The sequence below is a fragment of the Rugamonas apoptosis genome (genome assembly GCF_014042355.1).
Classification (GTDB): domain Bacteria; phylum Pseudomonadota; class Gammaproteobacteria; order Burkholderiales; family Burkholderiaceae_D; genus Rugamonas; species Rugamonas apoptosis.
This window is the reverse complement of the sequence record NZ_JACEZU010000019.1, coordinates 1-17,576: the sequence shown is the minus strand read 5'-3', so window position 1 is coordinate 17,576 and position 17,576 is coordinate 1. Positions and strand designations below refer to the sequence as shown.

Sequence of the window (17,576 nt, the reverse complement as noted above, 5' to 3'; positions counted from 1 at the left end):
TTGATGCGAAGAGGATGGAAACGTCATGTACATCAATCCCGACCATGAAATTGACACGTCCGCGCTCACGCGCGACACGCGCACGGCCACGGCACGGTTGAGTGCCCAGCTGTACCGGCCCGTGCCCTGCGCTGCGCTTCTGCTCCTGCTGCTGGCCGGCCAACTGTTCCTGGCAGCGCTGTGGCCCATCTGGACGATGGCGACCCTCTGGCTGGTCACCAATTTCAATGAGCGCCCCTACCTCATGCCATTCCGTCGTCCCAAGGACGTCGGCGGCACCGATCCCAGCGACTACCAGGAACGGATTGAGTCCTCCAGCTGGCTGTTCGGCCTCTTTCCAACCACCCGCACCGTCCGCACACTGATGCTGGCGGGAGGCATCTTCTTCGCGGGCTATTTGTGCGCACGCGATATCCGGGAGCGCGGCCGGGAGCTTTGGTTCAACAGCTCGGACTGCCGAACCCACCTTTTTCTGGCGGGCACAACTGGTGGCGGCAAGACGGAAACCTTGCTGGGCATCGCGTACAACACCTTGTGCTGGGGTTCAGGCACGGTGTTTGGCGACGGCAAAGGCAGCGCGACGGTTCCCTTTTCGCTGTGGTCATTGTGCCGCCGTCTCGGTCGCGAGGATGACTTCCTCGTGGTGAATTTCCTTACCGGCGGCGTCGATCCATTCCAGAAGATGGTGGAGCGCGAGAAGTCGGGCTCGGATGGCCTTGTCCACCTCGCCCAATCGAACACGATGAACCCCTTCGGCGACGGCGCCGCCGACTTCCTGCTGCAGCTGGTGGCCTCGATCATTCCCAAGGCGTCAGGCGAGAGCGTCAAGTGGCAGCAGAAAGCCATCACGCTGATGGACGCGCTGTTCCGGGCGTTATGCTACAAACGGGCACGCGGGGAGATCGACATCTCCGTGCCGGTGATCCGTCATTACCTTGCCTTGAACAACCTGGTCCAGCTCTACCTGGAAGGACGCGCCGGCCAGCTTCCGGAACTCGCCTATCTGCCGATCAAGGCCTACTTCGAAACCGGTTTGCCAGGCTTCCGGCCCGAACTGGCGGAGGAACCTGACCAGTGGGATAAGGAAGTATTCAATCAGCATGGCTATCTGACCGGTGAATTCTCCCGGATACTGTCTCTGCTGATCGACACCTACGGGTACATCTTCCTTGACCGCTATCCCGAAGTGGACGTGCCCGACGTTCTGCAGAACGGCCGGATTCTGGCCGTGATGATACCGCCGCTAGAGAAATCGCCTGCGGAAGCGGCTGCCCTCGGAAAGTTGTACGCATCGCAGGTCCGGCTCAGCATGGCGCGCGACCTCGGTCACCGGCTTGAGGGCAGGAAGGCGGACGTGTTGGACACCAATCCCACCAACGCCCCCCATCCCTACATCATCATCAACGACGAGCTGGCCAACTACTTCGCCGAGGGTATGGCCACGATGTTCGCCCAGGCCCGCGAACTCAATTACATGATGGTGGCCAGCGTCCAGGACGTGCAGGGTCTCAAGCGCAGCGACGCCGGCGCCGAAAGCGCTTCGGTGATCGCCAACACCAAGATCAAATGGACACTGGCGCTCGAGGATCCGGCCGACACGTTCGACCTGTTCCGCAAGGCGGCGGGCGAATCGTGCGTGAGCGCCGTGAACGGACATCAAGCCGTGGCGGGAAATTTTTCCATGTCCTTCACCGTCAAGGACGACATCAGCGTCGAGAAACACGACCGCATCGGACTCGATGATCTCAAGAAGCTGTCCGCAGGCGAAGGATACCTGATCTTCAAGGACAAGGTCGTGCCCTGCGTCTCCTTCCACATTCCCGACATCGACAAGAAGAGCGAGCGGCTGCCTATGCATATCAACCGCTTCATCCAGTTGTCGGCCCCTCGAATCGAGCGCATGCCGTCCAGCGCTAAACGCCTGCATGGCACGGAACGCGCGCTAGCCGACAATATCCTGTCCCAGCTGACGTTATGCGACGCCCCCCTTTATCCGAAGCTCGACGATCCCATCCTCGCATCCATCAAGGCCGCGGCGTCGCACATGAATGAAATCGAACGGTTCCAGGTCACCCCGGTGGAGCGCGGCATCGTTCTGTTCCAGGCCGCGCGCCGGGTACTGAACGAGGTCCACCAGTCCGGTCGAGCTCCATACTGGCACCATGAATGCGGGCCGGAACCGGAGCCCGAAGACGAAGTGTATTGAGGAGACGGATATGCCAGCCGATTCACGCATCAGGCTCAGAACCTTGATCACCGAGAGCTACAAACTGCCACCGCTGCGCTTTCGCGTCGGGGCGCTCACAGTCGATCCGCCTCGCTTGTGCCGCACGGCCAGAGAAGCATGTGACGTCGCACGCGAGCTGGGCGCGACGCGCATCGAATTCATCCTGCCAGATCGTCCTCCCGTCGTTTTTGGGCTGCGCCAGCGGCAGTGGCGGACGCACGATGAGGCCAGCCTGGAGGACCAGCAGCGGCACCTTGATCGATACTGCCTGGGCGCGATCGGAGACAGGTTCAACGCGGCGATCAAACGAGGCCGCGAACCGGCATCGCTGTTTTCCAGTCACGCGCACCGCGACTTGATAGAGCTGCGGCAGATTCAGGATCCGAACGACTTCGAGCGGGCAGCGAGCAGCATGATACGGCTCGCCTCGATCAACGCCCCCTATCGCTACGCCTTATCAGGAGCCGTGGCGCCGCATGCGCAGACTTCGCAGAACACCGCCGAGAAGGTACTGATGCGCATGGTCGCCGAACGAATGGAGGTGCGCGACGCCGGGTCGTCACCGCCCGGATCGAGCGGGTTGGCGGTTTCACCACCACGGCGCTCGCCCGACACTGGTCGGATGCCTCCCTCACTCGCGGATAGCGATGCTGGTGGCACGCGGCCGGGAAACGCGCTGTCCGGGCAAGCTTGCGCCGCCACCCACCATGACCGCGCCAGGCTGGCCTCGGATAGCCAGGCGCGGGAGAGGTATCGCAATGTGTAGAACACGTGGATGGCGAAATTGGCGCTTGCCGGCCACGCGGGGATTTTTTTCGGCGTTGCTCGTCTGCGCGCGTCCGGCGTGCGCGGCCAGCGGGCCGGAGGTCGAGCTGCGGGCAAGCCCGTCGTCAACGCGATTAACCTTCACGCTACCCGTGGATCAGGTACGCGCGGCGGTCAAAGCCCGCTTACTGGCCCTGTCGGGCGCCGACGAGCACCGCAGGTACCACCTGGTATTCAGCTTTGGTGATCCCCTGTTCCCGCCATCAGAAGAAATCGCGGTGGACGCGCAACGACGGGGCGCGCTGCGGGAGGTCGCCAACTGGATCAAATTGCCAGCCTCGGCGAAGTTGGCCGATCTGCTGGTCACACCGGATATCGATAATTTCTGGCCCACCGATTATTACGCAGGCAATCACGGCATCGGTTTTTCCACGGCCTTCATTCTGCATTTCGCAAACTGCGGCCCCAGTTCGAGCACCGTCGACCTCATGCAGATCAACAGTTTCGTACGGGTGGGAAAGCATTTCGACCTGTTGGGACGTACCGGACCAAAATTCTACTGGGATGACCGGCCGGCCGCGCCATCGCCGCAGGCCGCGCGCGACTTGGCCGAACTCCTCATCCGCGGCATCGCAAAGTGATCCTATGCGCGGCTGCGTGGCGCCGGCGCCGGCGCGAGCGCAGGTGGCCTTGGCTTCTCCTGCCGAATGGGCGAATCCAGCAGCACCTGGGTGGTCGGATTGAGCCGGCACGTGGCGTGCGTGATCGCATCCCAATGTCTGAAGGGAACGACACCGACCGTCAAGGTGCGCGGACTGATGAACGTGCGGCTGTCAAACGCCATGACCTTGACGTGTTGGAACGCCATGTTATCGGTAACCCGAGAAATCAGGCCTGGCCTATCAAGCAACAGCAGCTTGCCGTCGGTCTCCAGGTTCGCCCCGCCGGCATCATCATCGGTGTCATCCTTGATCAGGAAATCGATGGTCTTCCATAATTCACGACGCGCCTGTGCCAGGGATACAAGATCATGAGACCCGACTTCGTCGATGCTCATCTTCACCGGATTGATCGGCGAAGTCAGCCTCACATGAAAATCGATGACCGTGAAATCCAGGTTGTTGAGCTGCGCGTAAGCGTATGCGGCCATGAAGCCATCCTGCTTGGCCTGGCGGCCATAGAAGCCGCACATCAGACCCGGCATGGCCTCACACATCGGCAGGCTGCAGCCCTTGAGTGAAACGACCCGTGGCGCCGGACCATGGAAGAAGTGGACGGTGGACAGCTCAATCGTCGGGCCGTCAGCGTTGGCGTGAGCACTCATTCGCTCCCCTCCCATCCACGCTCGAGCACATCGGGGCGCCCTTGGCGCGAACCAACATCCTCCACCACCTGGGTCAGCACACGTAGCGCTTCCTCCTTGGTCAGAGATAGTCTACGTATCGCATCGGCCAGACGTATCGTCGGCCTGCCCGGCGTGCCGTTCTGTCGCAACAATCGGTGAGCGGACGCCTTGGATCGGCCGATCAGGGCGGCGAAATGAACGACGTCACCCCGACTCCCCTCGAACCCGAGCGCCTCGCTGAATTCGCGTATATCGAGAGACCGCGCGATGGGCGACGAATCCGGGAAGCGCGTATAGAGTTGCAACAGGATCGCCACGGCGGGATCCGGAATCGGCAAGGCGGCGTTCTTGTCGTTCGTGTATTCGGACCAGCGGACAGTTTGCAGGCCCAGCGCGTCGGCCGCCGATGCCATTGTCAGACCATTGGCCAGACGCCAGCGCTCAAGGTCGGCACCACAAATTGGAGAGTTCTTGTCGGTCATGAGCAAATTCCAGATAGTGAGCTACAGAACCGATGGCATGTTTGATCTAAATCGAATCTTGAAGCCAAAGTGATCGCATGTGCATTCATTTTGTATAGCATAGTCTATGCGAATTCCACCAGTTTCTTTTTTCATTTTATACGCGATTCCCGGTCCGTGGGAGCCCAGCGGTGTCGAACATGTAGTTGGCTAATTGAGGCCTCCACCGTTACGCAACGATCGCGCCGGCAAGGCGACCGTCCTCGCGGCATCAAACACGGGCGCGGCGGCACACCCACAAACTACTGGGGGTAACATGAATACCAAAGAGATCGCGCATTACCTGGCCACAAACCCCGATACGCTGGTCCGCGCCGTGCGCGACGGTATAGTGCAGGCCGACTTGAAAATCAACGGCATACCGCTTATTTCCGAAGCCGTCGCCTCAGACAATCTGGAACTTCTGTCCGCACTGATCGACCGAGGGGCCGACGTGAACGCCTACGCGTCCTTACCCGCCGCCGAACGTGGCATGGCCCCCATCCACTTCGCCAAGAGCCCCACCGTTGTCGCCGCCTTGGCAAAAGCGGGCGCACACATCGACGCTCCGTACAAGGATGTCCCGCACGCCTGGGGTATGCCTGGCGAGACCGCGCTGCACTCCTCCTTATTGGGCCAAAGTGCAGAACATCTGCAACTATCGGAAGCGCTGCTCAAAGCCGGTGCGAACCCTGGGCTCCCATACAGCAGCCAGGAGTTCAAGTACGGAAGAAACTCCATCCAAAGCATGTCCGAGCGCGTGATCCGCAAGGGAACGACGATCGCCACCCGCCTGGAATCGCAGAGGAACACCTTTGGCCAGGGCGCTATGCACCAACCAGAGATAACACACCCCGGCCCAAGCGCAACGTCAGCGGCCGACAATGCCAGCCCGTCAGCAGCGCGCTCGGTCGAGGGCAGAGTCATGGCCTTCGGCTTTGATGATGAACAAGCAACAGACATCTTCTACGTCGAAATCGAAACCGCGGACGGCCGCCAAAAATACTTGGCCAATGGCCCGCTGGTTCCGTCTTTCGAGGACAACAAAGTCGATATCGGCGAGGTGATCGAAGTTCAGCTGGACGTCAACGGCCACATCGGATCGGTCCAGGTGAATCGAATCGAGACCAACGAGCGCGAACCGGCGCGGACCGAACCTCCGTATGTCCATTCATCTGGCGACGACAACACTGCGCGACGCCAGGACGGTGCCACCAGCGACGATGCCATCCCAACAACTATTGCCGCGCTCCCATCTTCTCAGGCTGTATCAGTTAGCCAGGATCCAACCATCGCGCCACCAGATCCAGCTGGCGCAGCGGAAGTCAGGCGTCTGTGCCGGATCGAAACGCAAGCCGCCGACGTGGCGAGGTTCATCGAAATGAACATCGGACACGAAGCCTGGCGCGTTGAATCCGAGGTCAGGCGTTCTCCCTCGACACTGAAGGCCCTCCTCGGCAGCAAAGGGCGGATGGCCGCGCTGGCACCGTACATTGCCGATAAAACCAAGCACCTTGATCCATTGCACGTGCTCGAGATCAGCGCGACCATCGCCAGCACCTTGAGGCGTGCCGACTACAAAGATATAGCGGTCGCGGTCGCCAACGCACGAGGGAACAAGCTCGCTAGACCACCCCGCCCGCAAACGGGCCCCGAACTCCAACCACTCACTTCCGTCAACGCTGCGACCGTCAGCGTGTCGACGGCACCACATGAGCATACACCTCTCGAAATAGAGAATGAAACGACGTCAGCGACCAGGCCGATTCTCCTGACGCGAAACGGCATCGTGCCAGCCAGAGACGGGGACTACAACGACTTTGATGATGCATTGGCCAAGAAGAAGGTTCTTGATGAGATGAGCTACAAAGTTCGGGCCGATGGAACTGTGCTGTACCAAGTCGCAGGCGCCGACGCCTTCGTCGATCACGGCGACCAACTGCTCATGGTCAACGGTGCGGACAAGCAGGAACGCGCCATCCTTGGAGCATTGTTGCTCGCAAAAGAGAAATACGGCGGCGCCTTCGAACTGACGGGCGACGCGGCGTTCAAGAACACGGCGCTGGACATCATCGTCAAGTATCGACTCGACGTGCGGCTGAGAAACCCCGAGCAGGACGCCATGATGCGCGACATGCTGGCCGCCACCGGCAGCACAAATTTCCCGGCTGCCACGCCCCAACACCCGGCCGAGCCCATCGACTTTCCTCAAAACGAGTCCCCTGTATCGACACCCGCGCCAGCACCATCGCCGCAGGCGGCTGAAATAACCGCCCAAATGCCCGCGCCCCAGGCCTCCACGCCCCCCATCGCAGAGGAAGTTCTGGATGGCACGCTCGTCAGCCTCGGGCGTGCCCCGTACCAACACATACCGGACAACCAGACATCCTATTTCATGGAAATCCAGAGTAGTACTGGCGGACGGAGCGTGGCCTGGGGATCGGAACTCGATCCGGCGACCATCGGTCTTGACTTGCGCAATGGCGACCATATCCATTTGAGCCGCCCACCGCACGGCGAGAACAGGCGCTGGAAAGTCGATGGCATGCTGGAACAGCGGTTCGAGCGGTCAAACGCCGCAACCGCGGCGTGCTTGGATGACACGGAGTTGCGTGTATCGAATGCGCAGAATATTCAAACCGCGCCCGCGAGCCAACCGTCCAAGAAAAAGGCAGGTACTGAGCATGCCGTAACCGTCAAAGAGAAGGAAAGGAAAAAAACGGAGGGCTTCAAGGGAAAAGTGGTCAATTATGGCCGTGCGCCATATCAATTCGATGAGGACAACCTCGAAAATTATTTCGCAACCCTGCAGCAAGGAGACGGCCACGAACTGACCATCTGGGGCAAGGAGCTCGAGCGGGCTATTGGAGCGGCGGCGGTTGATATTGGAGACGTCATAGCGCTCAAACATGCAGGTAAAACAGCGGTGACGGTGAAGCAACATGAACGCGACCTGGCAGGCCAGTTGGTCGAGGTGGGCGAGATCAACACCCATCGCAACGCCTGGGATATCAAGATACTCAACAAAGCCACGTCGCTTGATCGATACGCTGATACACCTCCAGGTGGCGCTCGCCTCTCAGCCGTCTCAGCCGAGCAAGCCGTGCAGGTAGCGCCGGACGAGCACCCCATCAATCGGCTCGAGGGTACGTTACTTCGCCATGGAAATGCGCCCTATAAGAATACGTTGGGGGGAAAGCCCAACTATTTTGTCGAACTGCGCAATAGCGACGGCAAACAGCATACGGCCTGGGGCACGGATCTCGCGCGCGCGATCCGTGCTTCAGGCGCCGCCGAAGGCGAACACGTCATTTTGCAGAATCTGGGACGGCGAGCCGTACAGGTTGATAAACCAGACCTGGGCCGGAACGGAAATATTCGGGGCATCGTAAAGGGAGTTTCGTATCGGAATCAATGGGAGGTTGAAGTGAAAGACCGTGCGCACAAGCCATCGAACTCAGTTGCGTCCACCGAGCGTGAGCAAACTGGTTCTATCGTGATCCGGCCGGCTGCCTGGTGGGAGCGGCAAATATCGTACATCCAACGCTACGTTGGCGATTCGCCAGATCTTCTCAAACAGGTGGACCGTTTGGGGCCGCTCTCCGCGCCGGAATTGGTCTCGTATGTCGACGAAGAAGGGCATACACGGAACGCCAATTATAAGGATGGACTCAAGGACTTGTGGGGGCCCGCACGCGGGCTCGTTCCCGGCATGATGACACCGGTCGTCACCGGTGGAAGTCTAGGCGGGCATCCCCTCACACCATCGTTGTCGCTGACGCGTGGTGGCGAGGAATACCTGCAAGGCCTCGCACAGGTCGGCCCAACCATCAAGCATGTCGTCGTTCTGCTGCAGACAAAGCCGCACGACCCGTCACCGGGCGTACTACCGGTGCTTGCGGCGACTAGCACGGAGGCTGGCACAACATGGTCACCTGTCGGTTACGGTCTCGCGCTGCCAGCGAATGAATCCGGCAAAGATGGCGAGCACGGTATGCTCAGGTTCGAACTAGGGCGCCAGATCATTGATGCCAAGGTCACCCTGGCCCCGAACGACGGCTTACGCCGGCAACTGGGCCTTACTTCGACAATGGTTCCGCTCCCAGAACAAGTATCGAACATGCGACAACAGACCTGGACAGCGAACGTCCAAGCGGCCAGATAGGATCACCTCCCCTTCGCGCGACCGTTCCAATAATCGCGGGTTCAACGCAAAGACTTTGGAGAGCCACCATGAAACGTCACCTCCCCGTACTTGTCGCAACGTTACTGATTTTTTCGGACGTATCAGCGACAACCTGCCGTAGCCAGACGGCGGCGATGGCCGGAAGCCGGACCGGCTACAGCCGGGACGAAGGCGCGGCGACACGCGTCGAACAAAAGGAAAGCCAGTCATCCGACGCCGTGGGACGTTGTGTCAGCGGGATCACCACGATCAACGTCATGCCGACCTTCCCGTCGCTGTCCGATATCTTCAACAGCGTGATTGAAAGGGCTTGCACGGTCGCCATCGACCGGCTACGGGACGTGCCAATTCCAGGAACGCCAGGCGGTGCCGGAACCGGAGACCTGCCTGGTTTGCCAGCGTGGCCAAGCTTGCCAGGCTCGTCCTCGCCAACGCCCTCCCCTGGCGATCCAGGCGGAGCGATACCCATCGTTCCCACCACACCCAGCACCACGCTGGGAACTACCGCGAGCGATTTGTGGCGTGCTATCTGGCATTAAGGGTGGTGATGGTGGACTGCTTTATGCCATTTCAAAATTCTGAAGTACATACCCCTCAGTCCGTGGACGAGTTCAATTGCGACCGAACTGCCGCGTGCGAGCGCAACTAAGCGCTATCATCAAATGTAAAGAAATTGGCATGAAATGTGAAGTGAATCGCTTTTATATCAAGTAATGTGGAATTTGATAATTTCCACTAGGAAATGCTAGTATTTGTCCACTACTTACAGGTAACCGCTTTTCAGCAACGCCGGCCAGACCATGTCGGAAATTATTCAGTCAGTGCAGCGAGTAGCGGGTAGCGGGTAGCGGGTAGCGGAAATCATGAATGAGATTGCCTCGGCCAGTCATGAACAGAGCGAGGGTATCGAACAGGTCAACCAGGCAGTAACGGATATGGATGAGGGAACACAACAGAAAGCGGCCTTGGTCGAGCAGGCTGCGGCTGCCAGCCTCGACGAGCAAGCGGTGCAGTTGCCTCGCGCCGTTTCGGTCTTTCATGTCCAACATCAAGCGAAGACTGCCGTTCGCTCCGAAGTGGTTGCTTTTGGGAGAAAACGAACCGCAAGCTATAACGGTGTGTCCAGTTCGAGACGCCTCGCTAACGTTGACTCGGCACGGACCAATTGCGTGGAATGGGAACAGCAATAACACCGTTTTCGGCCAGACCAAATTTTTTTGTTTGATGTATTTGTGAACGATAATTCCACACCTGTGCTGCATGGGCAAGGCCTGTCACTTTACCCATCGAGGCAGTAATTTCACCAAATGCATATTGTCAACAGGAATTGAATTCTAAGAACATAGACCATTTGTCCGCCCGGACGCCTGGCCGCCTAAGGAGAACATATATGTTACGCAACCTCACCATTAAAATGCGCCTGACAGCAGTGCTAGCCTTCCTGGCCGCGCAACTGATCGTTGGCGGCCTGATCGGGGTTATCTCTCTGGGCAATGCCAACAACGCCATGAAATCACTGTACGACGACCGCCTGGTCAGCTTGGGCAAGCTCGACTTCGTGCTGCGCGCCGTGCTGCGCAACCAGGCGGACCTGACCAAGACGTTGCTGCAGGATCCGACCTCGCACAAGCAGGCAACGGTCGACGTCCTTGAGCGCAGCGACGCGATCAACAAGGCCTGGAACGAATACATAGCCACTTCGTTGACGGACGAAGAAAAAGCCCTGGCCAAGGAATTTTCCGCTGGCCGCCAAAAGTATCTGGAACAAGGCGTACAGCCGGCCACAGCCGCGCTGCAAAGCGGCGACATTCCGGCCGCCACTGACATTATCGTGCAACGCCTGCCCAAGCTTTTCATGACCATCCGCGAAAAAGGCAATGCGCTGATCAAGCTGCAGCTCGACGTGGCGCACGACCAGTACGAGCAATCGCAACAGGTTTACCGGACGGTGCGCAATAGCTGCATCGTCGCCCTGTCCGTGGGACTGATCCTGGCCGCCTGGGCCGGCTGGTGGATCGTGCGCGCCATTACCGTGCCGTTACAGGAAGCCGTGGAAGTGGCGCAACGTGTCGCCAGCGGCGACCTGACGGGCGAGATCGAAGTGACCTCACAGGATGAAACGGGGCGTCTGCTAGAGGCTCTGCGCGTCATGAGCATCAGTCTGCAGCAGATCATCGGCAAGGTACGCAGCGGCACCGACACCATTACCACCGCATCGGCGGAAATCGCCGCCGGGAACCTCGACCTGTCCGCCCGCACCGAGCAGCAGGCCAGCTCACTGGAAGAGACGGCGTCGTCGATGGAAGAACTGACCTCCACCGTCAAGCAGAACGCCGACAATGCGCGCCAGGCCAACCAATTGGCGGCATCGGCTGGCGAGGTGGCGCGCAAAGGCGGCGATGTGGTGGCGCAGGTGGTGCAGACCATGGGCGGCATCAATGCGTCGTCCGGCAAGATGGCGGACATCATCGGCGTGATCGATGGCATCGCCTTCCAGACCAATATCCTGGCGTTGAACGCGGCAGTGGAAGCGGCGCGCGCCGGCGAGCAGGGCCGCGGCTTCGCCGTGGTTGCAACCGAAGTGCGCAACCTCGCCCAGCGCAGCGCTGCGGCAGCCAAGGAAATCAAAAACCTGATCGACAGCTCGGTCGAGCAAGTTGCTGTTGGCAGCAAGCTGGTCGACCAGGCCGGCTCGACTATGGGCGAAATCGTGACCAGCATCCAGCGCGTGAGTGACATCATGAATGAGATCAGCTCGGCCACGCAGGAACAGACCTCAGGCATTGAACAGATCAACCAGGCCATCGTCGAGATCGACAACGCTACGCAGCAGAATGCGGCGCTGGTGGAACAAGCGACCGCAGCTGCTCAATCCATGCAGGATCAGGCGCGGCAGCTGGAGCAGGCGGTGGGCGTGTTCAAACTGGACGGCATACTAGCGAAGGCCAGCAGCCTGGCCAAGCGGCGCATGACACCGCCGGCGGCCAAGCCGGTAGCCCGTGTAGCGAGCGGAGCCAAGCCGGCCAGCGCATTGCGGATGGCTGCCCAAAGTGCCAAGAACGGCGATTGGGAAGAGTTTTGAGGAATTTTGCTAAGTAGGAATTAAATTAACCAAATCGCGTTCCTCAAGGGCCTACAAATTTGAAGGAGTCCGTGCTGTTCATAGATGGCGATAAGTTTTACAGGTGTTTTCGGCGGCCTATGAGTGGTAAATGTCAACAACTGAGACGACCGACGCCATGCAGGCGAACGCAGCTACTGCGCTGGAAATCTTGACGGCGAGTGTAATATTTTCGTGACCATGACCAGCACAGCAGCGGTGACCGGAGTAGCCAGCGTCAGCAATCGGCGCCGATAACCTGACCGCAGGGTCGCATGACACCATCGCCGTCGTGGTGGCCTACAGCCTGCACTATGCCAGCGCCGACGTGACCTAGGCTAGCGCTGTCATCAAGCTGGCGAGAAAACACAGGAACCGTGCCAAGTCACCATCTATTCAAACGGAACCAACCAAGTACCAAGCCGGTTAGCTACAACAGCCCAGACCCTACCGGATCGGTAACTAACCAAGAACCATGAACCATATAACACCTTCTCTCCCCCTGACGGGGTAGACGTCGCCCACGGCGTCGGCGCCCCGCGTCCGGCCCGCAATGCCAAGCCCATTGGCATCTCCATCAGAGGACGAACAGGGGCATCTGAACCTGGCTGTCCGGGTCGGCACGCTCGGTACGTAGGGCGGGCAGCTCGCGTTTGCGGGCCAGCATCAAGTGTGAACCGAAGGACGTTTTGACCTTCGATAGGGTTTTCTTGGTGATCAGCACCTGCATGCGCTGCCACCGCGATTGCTGGTGCTGGGCGATGTCGGCCGCTGCCCCCTATCCTGGTACTTCGCCGTTTTCCGGCTGCGAGGCGGCATTGCGCCCGCCCTCGGTGGCTTCCGAAATCCACACTTGCAGTGTATCGGCCTGCTTGATGACCGGTTGCAGCGCCCGGATGGCCTCGGCGTCGATGGGCGATACGTCCACCAGATCGGCTAGCGCATCGGTGCGCATTTCCTCGCTGCGGCGCAGCAGGTACTGGCCCACGGTGGTGCGCATGAACGCCCGCATGGCCTCGCCCAGGTCTACTTCAAGGTAGAGCTGGCGCAGCTCGGGGTCTTGCGGCAGGGACGATATATCGATCAAGACTGCCCTCCATACAGGGCGATGAGTCTTTCAAAGAAGTCCTGGCCCAGCGCGGCCACGACATCGGAGGAGATGATGTAGTCGCCGTTTTGCAGCGGGATCGGCGCGGCGCTGGTCGGCATCGGCGCGTTGGGCTTGCCTGTGGGCTGGTGGTAGTTCCGTACCAGTTCATCGAAGAAGTCCCGGCCCAGCGCCTGTACGACGGCAGCAGGGACACGGAACTCGCCATTGCTGACGGCGACCGGCTGGCCGTTGGCGACAGCGGCCACGGAATCGCTGGTGCCCAATCCAAGTCCCTGGGCCATGCAACACTTGGCAAATCGACCGTTGTTGAACACAGGCTCGGCCAGCAGGCCTTGGACAGCACCGCCCGGTATCAAATCGTGGATCGGACAATTGAACGCAGCCGGAACCAGCCACATGTTTGAAGGGTTTTAGCTATTCAAGTTGTCCGGCTTGTTGCCCAGATTCGTAAACGCCCCCCTGGCGCAGGGTGGCAGGGTGATCACCCACATGGCTGATTGGAACGGTTTAATAGCGTTTCCGCAGTGCCGGGTTGGGCTGAGTCGGGTCGCCGTACTTGTCATACCACACAGGAGATTAATGTAAAGTTAAGTTACTAATCAACTCAAATACCATTGCCAGGTCGGGACGTCCCTGTTCCTCGGCGCAGGTCTTGCAGACCAATGCAAGCGCATGCGGATTGCGATCCATGGCTGGCACATTATCAAGATAGTCCTGCAAAATCCGCAGTAGCACACAGTCATCTTTAGTTGACATTCCCCCCCCCATTTAGATCCCGCAGCATCCAACATCTTAATGCCAACACTGTCAACCAGCAGGTAAAGCCATGTCGTCCCACTCGCCGTAATCGTCACGGCGAGATGCCTTTTTCGGCGGCTCACGGTGCCGAAATCATGAGCCGCCCAATCCAGGCCGGCTAGCTTGCCCAAGCTTCACGCCTTGCACATTGCCTGCTGCAACACCAGGTTGAACAATCCCTTGATAGATAGACAAAATTAAATCGCCGCCTCGCTGCACCTCCAGCTGCACCCACGCTTGCCACTGGCACTACCGTGCCAGAACATGTCTTGGTTCTGTCAGACGAGCAGCGAGCCACGCGCCTTCAGCGCCGCGTTGTACTCCTTCCAGTTGGTCGTTTGATATTTAGGTTTGGCCGTACGTGCATCGCGCCGGTTTACCCGCGCATCGACTCGGGCGCCGCTGGCGGGAATTTGTGCCACAGAGCCGTTCAACAGTCTCACGCCAGGTATTTTGCGGGTGTCAATTTTCCTGTCACATCGTTAAAAACAACACGTTTCATTGTGGAAATTCAATTTAATCCTCGGCACTGAAATTTGCTTTACAGTCCGCTTGAATATCACAATAATAACTACTCTAATACCACTTTCCACATGCAAACAACGCTTGTCCTGCCACACCAGCAGCGATGCTGGGCCGGAAAGCCACGGATCTCCTCCTGAGATAGCCGGGTTGCACAGTTGACGTAACAAAGTCCAGTACAACTTTACAACGTGCAATGCCTACTGCTTGTGGCGCCAAGGTGCGCAGCACTTCCGGGGGCATTAATAAGGAGGAAGTGCCATGGCTGAAGTTATCAGTATAAACGCGATTACCGGTGATGATTATTTGAACGCTGCCGAAGCTGGCACCGCGCTGGTGATCTCGGGTGGGACCGGTGGCGCAATGCCGGCGGGTACCGTCATTACCGTCACACTAAACGGCACGAACTACTTCTCCGCTCCGCTCACGCAAAAGAATGGCAGTTGGACTGTGACCATTCCCGCAAATGTTGTTGCTAACTTGGCGCAAGGTGGGCAGCAAGTTTCTGCTACTGGCGACACAGCAGCTACCGTGACCCACAGTTTCACAGTCGACACCATCGCGCCCAGCGCGACCTTCAGCAGCACCATTGGCACCAATACGGGTGCGACGACAACCATCTCAAGCGGTGGAGTGACGAAAGACACCACACTGGCCTTATCCGGCACCGTAAGCGATGCGAACATCCAATCGGTGCATATTTTTGACGGTGCGACAGACCTTGGCGCCGCGAACGTGACAAGCGGCAACTGGGCATTTACCACGACGGCGCTCTCTAACGGGACGCACAGCTTCACAGCCAAGGCCACCGATAGCGCAGGCAATACGACTACCACCTCCGCGGTGAGCGCTACAGTGGATACGACTGCGCCAAGCGTTACCATGAGCAACACCATCAATACGGATAGTGGGCAGTCAAGCACCATTTCCAGCGGAGGTCTGACCAAGGACAATACGCTGGGACTGTCAGGGACGGTTACGGATACCAATATCTCCAATGTCCATATCTTTGATGGCGCGACAGATCTTGGACTGGCGACCATCAATGGCAACACTTGGTCGTTTACGACCACGGCGCTGAGTAACGGGAATCATAGTCTTACAGCAACTGCAACAGACGCCGCTGGCAATGCCACGACCTCATCGGCCGTGACAGCGAACGTGGATGTTACGCCGCCCACCATAACGTTGAGCGGCACGATAGGCACGAATTCTGGGGCGACGCCTACGATCGTCAACAACGGAGTGACAAAGGACAATACGCTGGCGCTGTCTGGCACCGTCAGTGACGCCAATGGTGTCGCTTCGGTGCATATTTTTGATGGCGCTACTGATCTTGGCGCGGCAGTTCTGAATGGCAGCAACTGGACCTTTACCAGCGGCTCATTGGGGGATGGGGCACATAATTTCGTCGCAAAGGCAACTGATGCTGCGGGTAATGTCTCGGTTAGCTCTTCCGTGTCGGCGACGGTCGATACCGCTTCGCCGACGTTAACGGCTGTTTCTGATAAGGTCGCCGAAGCCACCGACCATAACGGTGCGGCGGTCACCTTTACCGCGACGGCCAGCGATACTCATGACGGCAGTGATGCTGTTACGTTCACCGAAGCTGGGACGACAGTTCACTCTGGCGATATTTTTAGCCTTGGCACGCATACAATCCAGGCCAGCGCAACGGACATAGCTGGCAACACTAGTAGCGAAACATTTAAGATCACAGTTCAGGATACGGTAGCGCCGACCGTCGCCATTAACACCACGCTGGGCACCAACACCGGTCTGACTGCGACCATCAGCAGCGGTGGCTTGACCCGCGATAACACCGTGACTGTATCCGGCACTGTCAGCGATACGGTAGGCGTGGGCTCGGTGCACGTTTTCGATGGAAGTAGTGACCTTGGCGTTGCAACCATAAGCGGCAACACCTGGTCGCTCACCTCGACCGCATTGTCCGATGGGCTGCACAGTTTCAGCGCGACCGCCACAGATACCTCTGGCAATGGCCGCGCCACCGGTGCCGTCACTGCGATGATCGATGCCACTGCTCCAAGCGCCCCTGGCTTGGCCCTGGCGACCGACTCCGGCAGTTCGAGTAACGACCGTATCACCAACGTGGGTACGTTGGCGATTACCTCGGAAGCTGGGTCGTCCCTGGCCTACAGCACGGACAACGGCGCGCACTGGACGGAGAGCTTTACCGCTATCGAAGGTGTCAACAACGTGCAAGTCCGTCAAACCGATGCTGCCGGAAACACAGGCCCGGCATCGAGCCTGTCCTTCACCCTCGACACCGCGACCGCGGCGCCTGTCGTCGCGCTGAGCAGCGACAGCGGCTCCAGCGGCGGCGACGGCATCACCAACGTCGGGACACTGGCCATCAGCGGCACCGAGGCCGGCGCCACCATCAGCTACAGCACCGATGGCGGCACCACCTGGACTAACAGCTTCAGCGCCGTCGAAGGCAACAACAGCGTCATCGTGCGCGCCACCGACGTGGCCGGCAACACCCACAATGCCGCGGCCTTCACCTTCACCCTCGACACCGCGACCGCGGCACCTGTGGTTGCCCTGGCCCACGACAGCGGCTCCAGCGGCAGCGACGGCATCACCAACGTCGGGACACTGGCCATCAGCGGTACCGAGGCCGGCGCCACCATCAGCTACAGCACCGATGGCGGCACCACCTGGACTAACAGCTTCAGCGCCGTCGAAGGCAACAACAGCGTCATCGTGCGCGCCACCGACGTGGCCGGCAACACCCACAATGCCGCGGCCTTCACCTTCACCCTCGACACCGCGACCGCGGCACCCGTGGTTGCCCTGGCCCACGACAGCGGCTCCAGCGGCAGCGACGGTATCACCAACGTCGGCACACTGGCCGTCAGCGGCGCCGAAACCGGCGCCACCCTCAGCTACAGCACCGACGGCGGAACCACCTGGAATAGCAGCTTCAGCGCCGTCGAAGGCGGCAACAACGTCATCGTGCGCGCCACCGACGTGGCCGGCAACACCCACGATGCCG

General features: G+C 59.4%; 13 protein-coding genes, 2 pseudogenes and 1 riboswitch. Of the genes and pseudogenes, 8 read left to right on the top strand and 7 right to left on the bottom strand.

Annotated features, from left to right (window positions below; genetic code table 11):
- The first annotated feature begins 25 nt into the window (after positions 1-25).
- The 3 genes from H3H39_RS26220 to H3H39_RS26210 are packed head-to-tail and all read left to right on the top strand — an operon-like array spanning position 26 to position 3,633.
- On the top strand, positions 26-2,206 hold the full coding sequence (locus H3H39_RS26220) for a hypothetical protein (RefSeq protein ID WP_182157352.1): 2,181 nt from the start codon (positions 26-28) through the stop codon (positions 2,204-2,206).
- Positions 2,207-2,216: 10 nt separating this feature from the next.
- Positions 2,217-2,993, top strand: coding sequence for a hypothetical protein (locus H3H39_RS26215; RefSeq protein ID WP_182157350.1), 777 nt, complete (start codon positions 2,217-2,219; stop codon positions 2,991-2,993).
- Between the two features lie 25 nt (positions 2,994-3,018).
- A complete protein-coding gene (locus tag H3H39_RS26210; RefSeq protein WP_182157348.1) occupies positions 3,019-3,633 on the top strand; it encodes a hypothetical protein in 615 nt (204 codons plus the stop codon).
- Positions 3,634-3,635: 2 nt separating this feature from the next.
- Here H3H39_RS26210 and H3H39_RS26205 read toward each other — a convergent pair whose 3' ends face one another.
- Together H3H39_RS26205 and H3H39_RS26200 are read right to left on the bottom strand one after the other, a co-directional pair.
- Positions 3,636-4,316 carry a hypothetical protein gene (locus tag H3H39_RS26205; protein WP_182157346.1) on the bottom strand — a complete coding sequence of 227 codons (681 nt, stop codon included), beginning with the start codon at positions 4,314-4,316 and terminating at the stop codon, positions 3,636-3,638.
- Positions 4,313-4,819, bottom strand: coding sequence for a hypothetical protein (locus tag H3H39_RS26200; protein WP_182157345.1), 507 nt, complete (start codon positions 4,817-4,819; stop codon positions 4,313-4,315). Before H3H39_RS26200 ends, H3H39_RS26205 begins: the two co-directional genes overlap by 4 nt.
- A 295-nt stretch (positions 4,820-5,114) precedes the next feature.
- On the opposite strand from H3H39_RS26200, the gene H3H39_RS26195 reads away from it, so the two are divergent.
- The 4 genes and pseudogenes from H3H39_RS26195 (at position 5,115) to H3H39_RS26180 (ending at position 12,105) form a co-directional block, all read left to right on the top strand.
- A complete protein-coding gene (locus tag H3H39_RS26195) occupies positions 5,115-9,002 on the top strand; it encodes an LPD7 domain-containing protein (protein ID WP_182157343.1) in 3,888 nt (1,295 codons plus the stop codon).
- Positions 9,003-9,070: 68 nt separating this feature from the next.
- A complete protein-coding gene (locus H3H39_RS26190) occupies positions 9,071-9,562 on the top strand; it encodes a hypothetical protein (RefSeq protein ID WP_182157341.1) in 492 nt (163 codons plus the stop codon).
- Between the two features lie 309 nt (positions 9,563-9,871).
- A pseudogene (locus H3H39_RS28130) lies at positions 9,872-10,213 on the top strand (methyl-accepting chemotaxis protein); the annotation flags it as partial.
- A gap of 200 nt (positions 10,214-10,413) precedes the next feature.
- Entirely contained in the window at positions 10,414-12,105 is a 1,692-nt protein-coding gene (locus tag H3H39_RS26180) for a methyl-accepting chemotaxis protein (protein WP_182157337.1), read from the top strand.
- A 595-nt stretch (positions 12,106-12,700) separates the two neighbouring features.
- Here H3H39_RS26180 and H3H39_RS26175 read toward each other — a convergent pair.
- The 5 genes and pseudogenes from H3H39_RS26175 to H3H39_RS28120 all read right to left on the bottom strand — a co-directional run.
- Positions 12,701-12,853 (bottom strand): hypothetical protein, encoded by a 153-nt coding sequence (locus tag H3H39_RS26175; protein ID WP_182157336.1) that lies wholly within the window; start codon positions 12,851-12,853, stop codon positions 12,701-12,703.
- A 48-nt stretch (positions 12,854-12,901) separates the two neighbouring features.
- On the bottom strand, positions 12,902-13,210 hold the full coding sequence (locus H3H39_RS26170) for a hypothetical protein (protein WP_182157335.1): 309 nt from the start codon (positions 13,208-13,210) through the stop codon (positions 12,902-12,904).
- On the bottom strand, positions 13,207-13,515 hold the full coding sequence (locus H3H39_RS26165) for a hypothetical protein (RefSeq protein WP_182157333.1): 309 nt from the start codon (positions 13,513-13,515) through the stop codon (positions 13,207-13,209). Before H3H39_RS26165 ends, H3H39_RS26170 begins: the two co-directional genes overlap by 4 nt.
- Before the next feature lie 295 nt (positions 13,516-13,810).
- On the bottom strand, positions 13,811-13,990 hold the full coding sequence (locus H3H39_RS28125; protein ID WP_229218325.1) for a hypothetical protein: 180 nt from the start codon (positions 13,988-13,990) through the stop codon (positions 13,811-13,813).
- A 29-nt stretch (positions 13,991-14,019) separates the two neighbouring features.
- A pseudogene (locus tag H3H39_RS28120) lies at positions 14,020-14,445 on the bottom strand (transposase); the annotation flags it as partial.
- 190 nt (positions 14,446-14,635) lie between these two features.
- Positions 14,636-14,712: riboswitch (cyclic di-GMP riboswitch) on the top strand.
- 103 nt (positions 14,713-14,815) lie between these two features.
- On the opposite strand from H3H39_RS28120, the gene H3H39_RS26150 reads away from it, so the two are divergent.
- Positions 14,816-17,576, top strand: a 2,761-nt coding sequence (locus H3H39_RS26150; RefSeq protein WP_182157330.1) for a beta strand repeat-containing protein, incomplete at its 3' end; no start/stop codon positions are given.

Bases quoted from the DNA above. Each gene is read 5' to 3' on its own strand.
- H3H39_RS26175 (WP_182157336.1), bottom strand. From the start codon at position 12,853: ATGCAGGTGCTGATCACCAAGAAAACCCTATCGAAGGTCAAAACGTCC.
- H3H39_RS26195 (WP_182157343.1), top strand. From the start codon at position 5,115: ATGAATACCAAAGAGATCGCGCATTACCTGGCCACAAACCCCGATACG.
- H3H39_RS26190 (WP_182157341.1), top strand. From the start codon at position 9,071: ATGAAACGTCACCTCCCCGTACTTGTCGCAACGTTACTGATTTTTTCG.
- H3H39_RS28125 (WP_229218325.1), bottom strand. From the start codon at position 13,990: ATGTCAACTAAAGATGACTGTGTGCTACTGCGGATTTTGCAGGACTAT.
- H3H39_RS26220 (WP_182157352.1), top strand. From the start codon at position 26: ATGTACATCAATCCCGACCATGAAATTGACACGTCCGCGCTCACGCGC.
- H3H39_RS26165 (WP_182157333.1), bottom strand. From the start codon at position 13,515: ATGGCCCAGGGACTTGGATTGGGCACCAGCGATTCCGTGGCCGCTGTC.
- H3H39_RS26215 (WP_182157350.1), top strand. From the start codon at position 2,217: ATGCCAGCCGATTCACGCATCAGGCTCAGAACCTTGATCACCGAGAGC.
- H3H39_RS26180 (WP_182157337.1), top strand. From the start codon at position 10,414: ATGTTACGCAACCTCACCATTAAAATGCGCCTGACAGCAGTGCTAGCC.
- H3H39_RS26205 (WP_182157346.1), bottom strand. From the start codon at position 4,316: ATGAGTGCTCACGCCAACGCTGACGGCCCGACGATTGAGCTGTCCACC.
- H3H39_RS26200 (WP_182157345.1), bottom strand. From the start codon at position 4,819: ATGACCGACAAGAACTCTCCAATTTGTGGTGCCGACCTTGAGCGCTGG.